Raw genomic sequence first — 12,236 nt, 5'->3', positions numbered from 1 at the left:
CCAGGATAGACGGCTCGTCTGCGATAGAGTCTGAAGATATGAGTGAAGTCCTGAATCTGGATTCTGTGTCCGTGCGCCGGGGGACGAATTTCCTCCTCGACGATTTCTCGCTGACCGTCGCCGAAGGCGAGCATTGGGCAGTGCTCGGACCCAATGGTGCGGGCAAGACGACCCTGCTCGAAATCGCGGCCGGTCGCATGCATCCGACGACGGGTACGGTCAACATCCTCGAGGAACAGCTCGGCCGCGTCGATGTGTTCGAACTGCGCCCGCGCATCGGGTATGCCTCGACGATTCTGGCCAACCGCATTCCGAGTTCCGAAGCGGTCCTCGACACCGTCCTCACCGCCGCCTACGGCGTCACCGGACGCTGGGTGGAAGAGTACGAACAGGACGATACCGAGCGTGCCCGCGATCTGCTGGCCGCGTTCCACATCACTCACTTGGCCGATCGCACCTTCGGCACGCTGTCCGAGGGCGAGCGCAAACGTGTGCAGATCGCGCGTGCGCTCATGACCGACCCGGAGCTGCTTCTGCTCGACGAGCCGGCCTCCGGACTCGACTTCGGCGGGCGTGAGGAGCTGCTCGGCGCACTTTCGGAGATACTCTCGTCGAAGTGGGCGCCGGCCACGATCATGGTCACCCACCATGTCGAGGAGATCCCGGAGGGCATCACGCATGTGCTGCTGCTGTCCGAGGGCACCGATCTGGCCGCCGGTCCGATCGAGGAGACCCTGACGGCGGAGAACCTCGCGGCGACCTTCGGCATCGACGTCAAGCTCACCCAGGACGGTCAGCGCTACCACGCACGTTCCGCCCTCTGAATATGGAGTTCCTGGCGAACCTGAGCCTCGAACCGTGGCAGATCGGCCTTGTCATCGTCGCCGGAATCGCGGCAGGAGGCATCAACGCCGTCGTCGGCTCCGGAACGCTCATCACCTTCCCCGCGCTCGTCGCTTTCGGAGTGCCGCCGGTGGTGTCGACGATGAGCAACGCTGTCGGTCTCATCCCCGGCAATATCGCCTCCTCGTTCGGATACCGTGAAGAGCTGCGAGGGCAGTGGAAGCGGATTCTCGGATACGTTCCGGCCTCTCTGCTCGGGTCGCTGACCGGGGCGTATCTGCTGCTTCACCTGCCCGAGGATGCTTTCGAGACGATCGTGCCGGTCCTCCTCGTCGTGGCCTTGATCATGGTGGTCGGCCAGCCGTACCTCTCCCGCTACCTGAAGAACCGGTCCCTGCGCCGTGCCGAGGCCGCCGGAGTCGAGCATCGGGCCGCCCAGGCGGGGGATCGCCTGTCCACGGGCCGGTATATCGCGGTGCTCATCGTCGTCTTCCTCACCGCGATCTACGGCGGCTACTTCGCCGCCGCCCAGGGCATCATCCTCATCGCCCTGCTCGGTCTGCTGCTGCCCGATGATCTGCAGCGACTCAACGGGCTGAAGAACGTCCTCGTCCTCGTCGTCAATACGGTCTCGGCGAGCACGTACATCATCGTCGGCCACGATCGGATCAACTGGATCGCCGTTGTCTGCATCGCCATCGGCTCACTCATCGGCGGGTACTTCGGTGCCCGTATCGGGCGGAAGTTCTCACCCGTGCTGCTGCGCTCCATCATCGTGGCGCTCGGACTCGTCGCGATCTGGAGGATCCTCACCCTGTGAACGGAGTTCCGCTGTGAAGGGGAGCGCGCTGTGAACACTCCGGCCAAGGCACCCATGACCCGCCAGCAGGTCATCGATCGGTCCGCTGAGCTCGGGATCGCCGTCGAGCGTCTGCGCTTCTTCGATGAAGCGGACCTGGCTGCGGAGAGCCAGGGCGATGATTCCAGAGCTGTCCTGCACGGTCGTCTCGAGGGCATGCGTGACTACACGCAGCTGACCGACGTCGCCCTGCGCAGCGTGCGCGAACCCGCCGAGGGGCTGTTCATCGCCGAATCTTCGAAGATCATCCGCCGCGCTCATGCTGCCGGCCTCTCACCACGGTCGTTCCTCACCAGCCCGAAATGGCTGTTCGACTTGGCCGACATCATCTCTGAGAGCGATGCGCCGATCTTCATCGGCACGGATGCCGCCGTGGAGTCCCTGACCGGATTCCACCTGCACCGAGGAGCTCTGGCCGCCATGGGCCGACCCGCTCCGGCTCCGGTCGCCTCCTTGATCGCCGATGCCAGACGACTCGTTGTCATCGAAGACATCGTCGACCACACGAACGTCGGCGCCATCTTCCGCTCTGCGGCCGCATTCGGCGCCGACGCCGTGCTCGTGACCCCGCGCTGCGCCGATCCGCTCTACCGCCGGTCGATCCGCGTGTCGATGGGCACGGTCTTCCAGGTGCCGTGGACTCGCATCGAATCCTGGCCAGACGGGATCGCAGAGCTCCAGGAAGCCGGTTTCCATGTCGCGGCACTGGCACTCGATGACGAATCGGTGAGCCTGCGGGAGTTCGCCGCCACCGCACCCGAACGTACCGCCGTGGTCTTCGGCACCGAAGGCGACGGTCTGAAGAGATCGACGATCGCCGCCTGCGACTCGACCGTGATGATCCCCATGAGCGGGGGAGTGGACTCCCTCAACGTCGCGGCCGCCTCGGCGGTCACCTGCTTCGCCCTGCAGGAAGAGTGAGTTGTTCCAGTGCCCTTTTTCCCCGCAAGCTACAGAGAGGACCCCCGTGGACCGCAGCACCCTAGCCCTTGCTCTTGAAGCCGGACGGATCACTGGGGAGGTCGCCACCCCGAGAGAGAACAACCTCTCGCACATCCACCGGTTCCTCGACCAGGAGCGCCAATTCGACTTCGGAGTCGAACTCACCCGCGCATGGGACTACGACGGGGTGTTCGCGCTCATGGTTGAGCGCTGCGGCCTGCGGCCCGATCCCGAGTTCGTCGAAGGCGTGGACACGATCTCCACCGATGCCTGCATCGACGCTCTGGAGAAGCTCGCCGAGGCCGTCGGTGAGGTCGCGCGCGCCGGTGGCCGGATCCTCTTCGCCACTGGTCACCCGGCCGGACTGCTGCCTGTGCATATGGCAATTGCCGCCGCAGCGAAAGACGCCGGCGCCGTCATCGACACCCGTGATCACTTCATCCCGGTTCCGGAGATCGGCGGGGACGTCCGACAGATCAGCAACGTGTGGACCTGGCACCTGCACGGCGGAAGTCCGCACACGCATCTGGCCGAGCCGATGCGTGCGCTGCTCGATGATATCGCCGCCCGCGGCGGATCTGCCCCCGACCTCGTCGTCGCCGACCATGGGTGGGCCGGTGCCGCCTCGAGTCGCGGACTGCGTACGATCGGCTTTGCCGATTGCAACGACCCTGCCCTTTTCGTCGCCGAGGCACAAAGGCAGATCGAAGCGACCATCCCGCTCGACGACGACGTCGTGCCGAACCTCTACGCCCCGCTCATCGACTTCGTGATCGACCGTGCCGGACTGAACTGACGAGCCGCATCTGACTGACGGATGGCGCGGGCCCGAGCGCCATGGTCAGCCGATCTCGTTCGCGAGATCCTCGATCACCTCGGCGCCGGGCAGGGACGCGAGAGTGGAACCGGAGAGGAGCAGCTTGGAGCCGCGGATACCGGAACCGATGATGAGTTCGTCGGACTCGGCGACACGGGAGTCGATGAGCACCCGATAATCCTCCGGCAGGCCGATCGGTCCGATACCGCCGTACTCCATCCCGGATTCGCTCACGGCGCGCTCGAGCGGCAGGAACGAGGCCTTGCGGACATCGAGGAGCTTCTTGACCCGCTTGTTGACATCGGCGCGCGTGTTCGCAAGCACCATGCACGCGGCGATCCGCTCCTCGCCACCCCGGGACCCGGCGACCAGAACGCAGTTCGCCGAGGTGGCCGGAGGCAGATCCGTGGCATCGAGGAGAGCAGCGGTATCGGCGATCTGCGGATCGATGTCGAAGACGTCGACATCGCCGGAGACCGTGGACAAGGCGGCAGCCGTCGATTCGGCCATGAGGTCGGGGGCGGTGGCGGCGGGTCGGAGAGTGAACTGAGTGGAGAGGCGTTCCTTCGTGGTCATGGCCACAGTTTAGGAGATCCGTGTCGAATCGCTTTGTCCGGGCCCATCAGTTAGAATCGATTGTCGCTCCGTGTCCGGTTCCTACGGTTCGGAGCGTGTCCAGCAGACGAATTCGGGCACTGGCAGATGAGTTCAACTCATATCAGGCGCCTGAAAGAATTCAGCAGAGGTAAGAAAATGAAGAAGGACATCCACCCGGAATACGCGCCGATCGTGTTCAACGATCTGGCTTCCGGCACCAAGTTCCTCACCCGCTCCACCGCTAAGAGCGAGAAGACCATCGAGTGGGAAGACGGCAACACCTACCCCGTGATCGACGTCGAGATCTCGTCCGCTTCGCACCCGTTCTACACGGGCAAGCAGCGCATCCTCGACTCCGCCGGCCGCGTGGAGAAGTTCAAGGACCGCTACAAGGGCTTCGGCAAGCGCTGATCTCGGGCGTTCCCAACAGCTTCATACGAATCGCCCCGCACACCGGAATGGTGTGCGGGGCGATTTGCCGTCTGCAGAGCGACTGACTCTGATGCGACGTCCCGACTGTGACCGGCTGCGTCCCCGCGGGGACGCAGCCGAAGCACCGGTGATCAGTCGACGGTGACTGAGACCTCGGTGGAGGGGCTCACCCGTGCCGCCGGATGGTAGAGCGAGGCGACGCCGGTGGCATTGTCGAGGCAGTTTGCGATTCCGTGAGCGACCTTCTCCTTGGCAGAGACGACGGCGTCCTTGATGTCGAGACCGGTGGCGATTCCTGCCGCGATCGAGGAGGCGAAGGAGCAGCCTGCGCCGTTGACGAGCTTGTTGTTGACCTTACGCGAGCGCAGAGTCGTCACGGTCTCTCCGTCGAAGAGGATGTCGATGGCATCGTCCCCGGCGAGGCGGGCTCCGCCCTTGACGACGACGTTCTTCGCGCCCTGCCCGTGGATGATCTTCGCGGCCTCGATCATGCCTTCGACGGAGTCGATGGGGTCGACCCCGGCCAGGGTCGCGGCCTCTTCGAGGTTCGGGGTGACGACGGTGGCCAGAGGCACGAGGTTCTCGACGAAGAGATCCTTGAGATCGACCATGGTGCCTGCGCCCTTGCACACGAGCACAGGATCGAAGACGTACGGCAGATCATTGGTCTTCAGCTCTTCGGCGAGGACCAGTGCCGAGTCGACGGAGCCGAGCATGCCGGACTTGATGGCGGTGAACTCGTGCACGGCCAGAGTCGATTCGAGCTGACGGGTGACGACCTCGGGCTCGATGAACTCGAGGACGTGGGCGAATCCGTCATTGGGATCGAAAGTGACGATGCAGGTGACGACGGCAGTGCCGAATGCCCCGTATTCGTCGAACATCTTCAGGTCGGCTTCGAGTCCGGCTCCTCCGGAGACATCGGATCCGGCGACAGTGAGTACCTTTGCGGTCATAGTGGTCCTTTCAGGTAAAGCGTTCGCGAAGAAGTCTACGCGGGTTCAGGCCCCTGCGTATCCGTGCTGACGCCAGGCTTCGTAGATGGCGATGGATGCCGAATTCGCCAGGTTGAGCGAGCGGCGTGCAGGCAGCATCGGAATCCGCACCGTCATATCCACATGCTCGTCGTTGACGACTTCGTCGGGCAGTCCCGTCGACTCGCGTCCGAAGAGGAGGACATCACCGTCTTGGTAGTCCACCTCGGCAAAGGAATTGTCCGTATGCGTGCTGAACGCGATCACCCGACGTTCGCCGAGGTGGCCCCAGAGTTCGTCGATCGAAGGATGGACGGTGACATGGGCGAGGTCGTGATAGTCGAGACCGGCTCGGCGCAGCTTCGCGTCGGAGAGGTCGAAGCCGAGGGGCTCGACGAGATGCAGATGGGCTCCGGTGACCGCGGCGAGCCGGATGGCGTTTCCGGTGTTTCCGGGGATCTCGGGAGTGTGGAAGACGATGTCGATGTTCATATCACCCTCATCTTCTCACCTCAGAGGCTGGCCTTACGAACGAGGAGGTACCCCTGCCTGGTCGTCTCCGGGAAGCGACCGGTCCGGTCGGGTTCGCGTTCGAGACGGGTGGCAGGAATGAAGCCGTGCGGTTCGAGCGCGGTGAACACGTCATCGATCGAGCGGCGGTGGAAGTCGAGGTCGACGTCGAAGCCGGCGAGATCGGAGAAATGATCGACCCGGTCCCCGAGCTGGAACGCCAACTGGAACCAACCGCCCGGACGCAGGGCACGGGCCGCCTCGGCGAAGGTGAGGACAAGCTCATCGTCCGGGACGTGGATCGTCGAATACCAGGCGACGAGACCGGAGAAGGACTCATCGGCATAAGCAGGGCGGTCATCGACCCGATGTCGAACTGATGCGCCGGATAGAGGCCCTGCGCGAGTTCGATCATGGCAGGGGAGAGGTCGAGTCCGCGCGGTTCGAGTCCGAGGGCGGCGAGGAATGTGGTGATGCGACCGGGCCCGCATCCCATGTCGAGGACCTCCGTCGAGCCGGTGCCGAGGACGAGCTCGGAGAAGGCCCCGAGGACGGCGCGGTCATGCGGTTTGGCAGTGAGCTCATCGGCGACCCATTCCGTGTAGGTCCGGGCGATCGCATCGTAGGAATCACGCGTGGCCGCTTCGCGGATGCGGGCTTCGTCAGTCATGACGTCACCCTACCCGTCGGCGCTGACACCACCGGTGTGGGGCAGTTCGGCGATCTTCGGGACACACGTGGTTCGGTTCCGTCACCTGAAGAAACGAAACTCAATCGAATCTCGGCAATCATCGAGTGCTGAAGACTGTCTTCGCTCGAATTCTGGTGTCAGTGCCGAATCCTAGAGTGGAGGCACGGTCGGTGGTCATGGGGATCGCCGGGCCAGAGGGCCGAAGCGGCCGCGGGAGGGGAGCGCCATGAGTGACGATGAGCCGAATGCGGCGGAGGCGGCCGACCCGGGAGGTGACGGTGAGTGCTGCGGCTTTGATCTCGTTTCACTACCGCATGAAGGCTCGAATCCGAATGGCGACACGCCCGGGAAGACAAAGCTGTTGTCTGAATCTTGCCAATTTAGAACACCAGTTCGATAATGGATGTCATGTCAGCAGCACCGGTCATCGAACAGCTCAGTCGGGAGACGGGGATCTCCACGGCTGCGGCACTGTTCGACAAGATCCCACCCCATCCGGTGGATCCTGTGCTCTCGCCGCTGTTCCGTCGCGGCGGTCTGCCGCGTGGGGAACTCGTCACCGTCACCGGTGAGCTGTCGCTGAGCTGCGGCCTGGCGACGATCGCTGCGGCGACCCGGGAACAGAAGTGGTGTGCCGGCATCGGGCTCGGCGAACCGTCCGTGTCCTCGATCGCCGACCTCGGTGTCGATCTCGATCATTTCGTCAACCTCGCGACCCCTGGTGAGGACTGGCTGCGAGTGGCGTCGATCCTCATCGAATCCTTCGACATCATCCTCGTCGACCCCGGCTTCGCCCCGAGCGCGTCGGAACGGGCCCGACTCCTGGCGAAGATCCGTGAACGACGAATGAGCCTTATCAGTCTCCGACCTCTTTCTGGCGGTACGGAGCAGATCGAGATCACCGACACCCGTTGGACGGGTGCCGAACACGGTCACGGCCGTCTGCAGTCCTGCCTCGTCCGTGCTCGTTCACAGACGGGAACCCACCGGTTCCTGCTGCCCGGGCCGTCAGGAACTCCCGCCAGCGTCCCCGCGGGGACGCTGGAAGTGGTGGCAGACGGCGGAGGAGCGTCCATTGCCCCGACAACGGATCTGGACACAGATCCGGCCACGGACACGGACGACGATCCTCGGTGGTCGACGATCACACAGCTGCGGCAGGTGATCAGTCATGTCGGATGAGTCCGGCCGCACCCTCGTGCTCACCGTTCCCGACTGGCCGGCGGTGGCCGCCGCGGTCGAACACGACATCGCACCGGGCCGCCCTGTCGCGGTCCTCCACGCCGGCAAGGTCATCGCCGCCGATGCTCCGGCCCGTGCCGCCGGAATCACCGCCGGGAACAACAAACGCGCCGTGGGATACCGCTGTCCGGAAGCCCACATCGCGGTCTGGGACGAAGAGGCCGACAACCGACATTTCAGTGCCGGGGTCGGTGCCCTCGACAACCTCGTCGCACGGTTCACCCTGCTCAGCCCGGGAACATTGGCGATCCCTCTCGACTCGCTCAGACACGGCTACGCCGACGAAGCCGAGGCGGTCGAAACACTGGTCTCGGCGCTTGTCGATGACACCGGATGGGAGTTCTTCCCGGGGATCGCCGATACCGTCTTCGCCGCGGTCCTCGCCGCCGGACAGGCGCGCCGCGTCGAATCCGGACAGACCGTGGACTTCCTCTCCGCCCAGCCGATCACCACCCTGGAATACGCCGGCGCCGAGGCGACCGCGCTGATCGAGGTCTTCCTGCAGCTGGGGCTGCGCACCCTCGGTGACCTCGCCCGCCTCGCGACCAAAGACGTGAACGCACGCTTCGGCGCCTTCGGTCGGCATCTGCACGACCTGGCCTCCGGGCGGGCAGGAGCCCCGCTCGCCGATCATGTCCGCGGCGAACAGCTCGACGTCGAACTCGACCTCGATGCCCCGACGGCCCGCAGCGATACCCTCGGCTTCCTCGCCCGCCAGCTCGGTGCCGACCTGCTGGCCAAGGTGCGCAGACAGGGGCTGGTCTGCACCCAGATCACGATCGAACTCGATGCCGCGGGCGGCCAGTCCTCGTCCCGGACCTGGCGGATCGAGGACATGCAGGAGAATGCGATCGCCGACCGCCTGCGGTGGCAGGCCGAAGGCTGGCTGGCGGGAGTGGGCCGGGGTTCGCCTCCGGGACAGAATCCCCGCACGGCGCAGCCTGACACGCAGGAACTCGACATCGTCGACGAGCCGGCGCCCGACGCCGAGGACTTCTCCGACGACGGCATCATCGCGCTGCGCCTCATCGCGGCCGAACTGACCACCCCGATCGGTGCCACACGCAGCCTGTTCGACGAGAACACCGGGCAGATCACCCATACGCTCGAGCGTCTGCAGGGACTGTTCGGTCCCGATGCCGTCCTGGTTCCGGGCATCCAAGGCGGGTGGGACCCGGCAGAGACGAACCTGTGGACCCCGTGGCAGCAGGCGGCCGTCCCCGAACGCAGCCCTGCCGCTCCCTGGCCCGGTGCTCTGCACGCACCCCGTCCGACGACCGTCGAACACTCCGCCGTCGACGTGCTCGCCGCGGACGGCTCACCGGTGGAAGCACGCCCCTCGGGTCTGGGTGCGGCCCCGGCGACGATCAGATTCCCCACCGGGCAGACCGAGACCATCACCGACTACTCCGGTTCCTGGCCCATCGAATCCGGATGGTGGGACCCGAACCGAGCCGTCTACCGCACCCGGCTGCAGGTGGTCACCGATGCCGGCCGTGCCCTTCTGCTGAGCAAAGAGCACGGTCAGTGGTACCTCACCGGCCGTTACCGCTGACCGGCAACCTGCCGACCGACGACTCCAACTGAGAGAACGACCCCACCTGAGAGGAGGAGATCCCGATGGGATTCTCGAACCCGCGCACACCGTGGTCGAAGCTGGCCCGCCGCCTCGAGGGCAAGGACATCCGGTCTTCCCCGGCGGACAAACAGCCTGCTGGCGAGAACTCGGCAGGAAAACAGCCTGTCGACAAGCACGCTGACGGCTCCGATGCCCCTGCGTTCTCCCGCCCCGACCGCTACCAAGTCTCGGTCGGCCCCGGCGGTTCGGACGGACTCAGCCGCTATCAGGAGCCGGCAGGCGCCGGCAGTGCTCAGGGGCCGAACCGCGGACCGGGACTGCTGCGGAAGCAGGTCGACTGGGCGGAGCTGCATGTGCACTCCCAGTTCAGCTTCCTCGACGGAGCCTCCGACCCCGAAGAGCTCGTCGCCGCCGGCGCCGCCGCCGGGCTGAGCTCCCTGGCGCTGACCGACCACAACGGACTCTACGGTGCCGTCCGCTTCGCCCATGCCGCTGCCGAGGCGGGACTGGACACCGTGTTCGGCTCCGAACTGTCCATCGGGCTGGCCGAGAAGATCCCCGGACAGACCGACCCCGATGCCACCCACCTGCTCGTCCTCGCCCGCAGCGTCGAGGGCTACCGCCAGCTCTCTCAGGTCATCACCGAGGCGAACCTGCGCGGTGAGAAGAACCGTCCGCTCTTCGACCTCGAAGAACTCGCGGCAGAGGACGGAGACTGGATGATCCTCACCGGCTGTCGCAAAGGACCGCTGCGACGAGCCTTGGGCAACGATGACGGCGGGCTCAGCGCTCTGCGCGAACTCACCGCACTCTTCGGACCCGACCGGGTCGCCGTCGAACTCAGCCGGGACGGAACCCCGGATGACGACGAACGGCTGCGCCACCTCGGCGATCTGGCTCAGCGGACGGGCCTGCCGATCATCGCCAGCAATGCCGTCCACTTCGCCACCCGGGCCGAGTGGAAGTCGGCTCAGGTGCGCGCCTCGGTGCGGTCGCGGAAGTCCCTGGACGAACTGGCCGGATGGCTGCCGGCGACGGCGAGCGCACGCATCCACACCGGCCAGGAGATGCTCGCGCGATTCCCGCGGCAGGCTGTGGACAATGCGGTGCGGATCGGTCAGGACTGCTCCTTCGTCCTCTCCTCGGCCCGTCCCGACCTGCCGAAGGCGCCGATGCCCGATGAGACCGAGGGGGAGACGTATCTGCGCGGCCTCATCGCCGAACGCGGCCGTACCCGCTACGGATCCCGAGCAGAGCATCCGCGGGCCTGGGAGCAGCTGGACCGGGAGATGGACATGATCGCCCAACTGGGCTTCTGCGGCTACTTCCTCATCGTCTTCGACATCACCGAGTTCTGCCGCAATATGGGCATCTTCTGCCAAGGCCGGGGTTCGGCGGCGAACTCCGCGGTCTGCTTCGTCCTCGGCATCACCGCCGTCGACGCCGTCAAACACGGACTGCTCTTCGATCGGTTCCTGTCCCCGGACCGCAAGGGGTACCCGGACATCGACATCGACATCGAATCCGGCCGCCGCGAAGAGGTCATCCAATACGTCTACGACCATTTCGGCCGTGACCGGGCTGCCCAGGTCGCCAATGTCATCACCTACCGTGCGAAATCGGCCATCCGGGATGCCGCCTTCAGCCTCGGCTATGCCCCCGGCCAGCAGGATGCGTTCTCGAAGTCGAGCAACCGGTGGTCGAGCCTGCCCGATGCTGAGGACTCACCGGTGCCCGCACCGGTGCTCGAGGTCGCCGAGGATCTGCTCGGCTCACCGCGCCATCTGGGCATCCACTCCGGTGGGATGATCCTGGCCGACCGTGCCATCGGCGAAGTTGTGCCGATCGAGAAGGCAACGATGGGCCACCGCACCGTCGTCCAATGGGACAAGGACGACTGCGCGGCCATGGACCTGGTCAAGTTCGACCTGCTCGGTCTGGGCATGCTCACCGCCCTGCACGAGATGGTCGGACTCGTCCACCGTCACACCGGGGTCCTCATCGACCGGGCGGAGATCGATGACGACGACGAAGCCGTCTACGAGATGCTCTGCCGCGCCGATGCGATCGGGGTCTTCCAGGTCGAATCCCGCGCCCAGCTGGCCACCCTGCCCCGGCTGCGCCCGGAGAAGTTCTACGACTTGGCCGTCCAGGTCGCTCTCATCCGACCGGGGCCGATCCAAGGTGGATCCGTCCACCCCTATATCCGCCGACGGCAGGGTCTGGATGAGGTCGAATACCTCCACCCGCTGCTCGAGAAGTCCTTGGCCAAGACCTGCGGGGTCCCTCTGTTCCAAGAGCAGCTCATGCAGATGGCCATCGACGTCGGCGGGTTCACCGGTGCCGATGCCGACCGGCTGCGGCAGGCCATGGGCTCCCGTCGGTCGGAGAAGCGGATGGCCGAACTCGCCGAGAAGTTCCGTACCGGAGCCATGGAGCGCGGAGTCGACGCGGAGACCGCCGAGACGATCTTCTCCACCATCGCGGCCTTCGCGAACTACGGATTTCCCGAATCGCATGCCATCAGCTTCGCGAACCTCGTCTACCAGTCCGCCTGGTTCAAATACCATCACCACGCCGCCTTCACCGCCGGTCTGCTGCGCAGCCAGCCGATGGGCTTCTACTCCCCGCAGTCGCTCATCGCCGACGCCCGCCGGCACGGAGTACCGATCCTGCCCGTCGACATCCGCCGGTCCCAGGCGGCCACGGACCTCGAACGGGTCGCAGAGGCAGGGGATGGGGACACCGCC

12 protein-coding genes and 1 pseudogene are annotated in these 12,236 nt (G+C 65.5%); 8 read left to right on the top strand and 5 right to left on the bottom strand.

The window, feature by feature from the left end:
* The first annotated feature begins 38 nt into the window (after positions 1-38).
* Genes D3I60_RS12415 through D3I60_RS12400 form a run of 4 tightly spaced genes read left to right on the top strand, consistent with a single transcriptional unit; the run spans position 39 to position 3,440 of the window.
* The gene (locus D3I60_RS12415; protein WP_262776623.1) at positions 39-824 is read left to right on the top strand and encodes an ABC transporter ATP-binding protein; all 786 of its coding nucleotides are present in this window, start codon (positions 39-41) and stop codon (positions 822-824) included.
* 2 nt (positions 825-826) lie between these two features.
* Positions 827-1,663, top strand: a complete 837-nt coding sequence (locus D3I60_RS12410) for a sulfite exporter TauE/SafE family protein (RefSeq protein ID WP_262776622.1) — start codon at positions 827-829, stop codon at positions 1,661-1,663.
* Positions 1,664-1,693: 30 nt separating this feature from the next.
* Complete coding sequence (locus D3I60_RS12405; protein ID WP_262776621.1) at positions 1,694-2,623, top strand: TrmH family RNA methyltransferase; 930 nt, start codon at positions 1,694-1,696, stop codon at positions 2,621-2,623.
* 46 nt (positions 2,624-2,669) lie between these two features.
* Entirely contained in the window at positions 2,670-3,440 is a 771-nt protein-coding gene (locus D3I60_RS12400; RefSeq protein ID WP_262776620.1) for a phosphatase, read from the top strand.
* Between the two features lie 45 nt (positions 3,441-3,485).
* On the opposite strand, the gene D3I60_RS12395 is transcribed toward D3I60_RS12400, so the two are convergent.
* A complete protein-coding gene (locus D3I60_RS12395) occupies positions 3,486-4,037 on the bottom strand; it encodes a YbaK/EbsC family protein (protein ID WP_262776619.1) in 552 nt (183 codons plus the stop codon).
* A gap of 177 nt (positions 4,038-4,214) precedes the next feature.
* On the opposite strand from D3I60_RS12395, the gene D3I60_RS12390 reads away from it, so the two are divergent.
* A complete protein-coding gene (locus D3I60_RS12390; RefSeq protein WP_101544255.1) occupies positions 4,215-4,469 on the top strand; it encodes a type B 50S ribosomal protein L31 in 255 nt (84 codons plus the stop codon).
* Between the two features lie 152 nt (positions 4,470-4,621).
* Here the strand turns inward: D3I60_RS12390 and D3I60_RS12385 are convergent, their stop codons facing one another.
* From D3I60_RS12385 to D3I60_RS12370, 4 genes and pseudogenes are all read right to left on the bottom strand, one after another.
* A complete protein-coding gene (locus tag D3I60_RS12385) occupies positions 4,622-5,446 on the bottom strand; it encodes a PfkB family carbohydrate kinase (protein WP_262776618.1) in 825 nt (274 codons plus the stop codon).
* A 45-nt stretch (positions 5,447-5,491) separates the two neighbouring features.
* A complete protein-coding gene (locus tag D3I60_RS12380) occupies positions 5,492-5,956 on the bottom strand; it encodes a tRNA (cytidine(34)-2'-O)-methyltransferase (protein WP_139467259.1) in 465 nt (154 codons plus the stop codon).
* Positions 5,957-5,976: 20 nt separating this feature from the next.
* Complete coding sequence (locus D3I60_RS12375) at positions 5,977-6,198, bottom strand: hypothetical protein (protein WP_262776760.1); 222 nt, start codon at positions 6,196-6,198, stop codon at positions 5,977-5,979.
* Between the two features lie 188 nt (positions 6,199-6,386).
* Positions 6,387-6,470, bottom strand: a pseudogene (locus D3I60_RS12370) (class I SAM-dependent methyltransferase); the annotation flags it as partial.
* Positions 6,471-7,073: 603 nt separating this feature from the next.
* On the opposite strand from D3I60_RS12370, the gene D3I60_RS12365 reads away from it, so the two are divergent.
* The 3 genes from D3I60_RS12365 to D3I60_RS12355 all read left to right on the top strand — a co-directional run.
* Positions 7,074-7,847: a DNA recombination/repair protein RecA gene (locus tag D3I60_RS12365; protein WP_262776617.1), complete on the top strand. Its 774-nt coding sequence runs from the start codon at positions 7,074-7,076 to the stop codon at positions 7,845-7,847.
* A complete protein-coding gene (locus tag D3I60_RS12360; protein ID WP_262776616.1) occupies positions 7,837-9,462 on the top strand; it encodes a Y-family DNA polymerase in 1,626 nt (541 codons plus the stop codon). Before D3I60_RS12365 ends, D3I60_RS12360 begins: the two co-directional genes overlap by 11 nt.
* Positions 9,463-9,527: 65 nt before the next feature.
* Positions 9,528-12,236 (top strand): error-prone DNA polymerase (locus tag D3I60_RS12355; protein ID WP_262776615.1); only part of this gene is annotated, 2,709 nt, incomplete at its 3' end.

This window comes from Brevibacterium permense (genome assembly GCF_025506275.1).
Classification (GTDB): domain Bacteria; phylum Actinomycetota; class Actinomycetes; order Actinomycetales; family Brevibacteriaceae; genus Brevibacterium; species Brevibacterium permense_A.
This window is presented reverse-complemented; position numbering and strand designations above follow the sequence as displayed.

Excerpts from the sequence above, each read along its gene's own strand:
- D3I60_RS12415 (WP_262776623.1), top strand. The coding sequence starts at position 39 with ATGAGTGAAGTCCTGAATCTGGATTCTGTGTCCGTGCGCCGGGGGACG.
- D3I60_RS12380 (WP_139467259.1), bottom strand. The coding sequence starts at position 5,956 with ATGAACATCGACATCGTCTTCCACACTCCCGAGATCCCCGGAAACACC.
- D3I60_RS12360 (WP_262776616.1), top strand. The coding sequence starts at position 7,837 with ATGTCGGATGAGTCCGGCCGCACCCTCGTGCTCACCGTTCCCGACTGG.
- D3I60_RS12410 (WP_262776622.1), top strand. The coding sequence starts at position 827 with ATGGAGTTCCTGGCGAACCTGAGCCTCGAACCGTGGCAGATCGGCCTT.
- D3I60_RS12390 (WP_101544255.1), top strand. The coding sequence starts at position 4,215 with ATGAAGAAGGACATCCACCCGGAATACGCGCCGATCGTGTTCAACGAT.
- D3I60_RS12385 (WP_262776618.1), bottom strand. The coding sequence starts at position 5,446 with ATGACCGCAAAGGTACTCACTGTCGCCGGATCCGATGTCTCCGGAGGA.
- D3I60_RS12365 (WP_262776617.1), top strand. The coding sequence starts at position 7,074 with ATGTCAGCAGCACCGGTCATCGAACAGCTCAGTCGGGAGACGGGGATC.
- D3I60_RS12395 (WP_262776619.1), bottom strand. The coding sequence starts at position 4,037 with ATGACCACGAAGGAACGCCTCTCCACTCAGTTCACTCTCCGACCCGCC.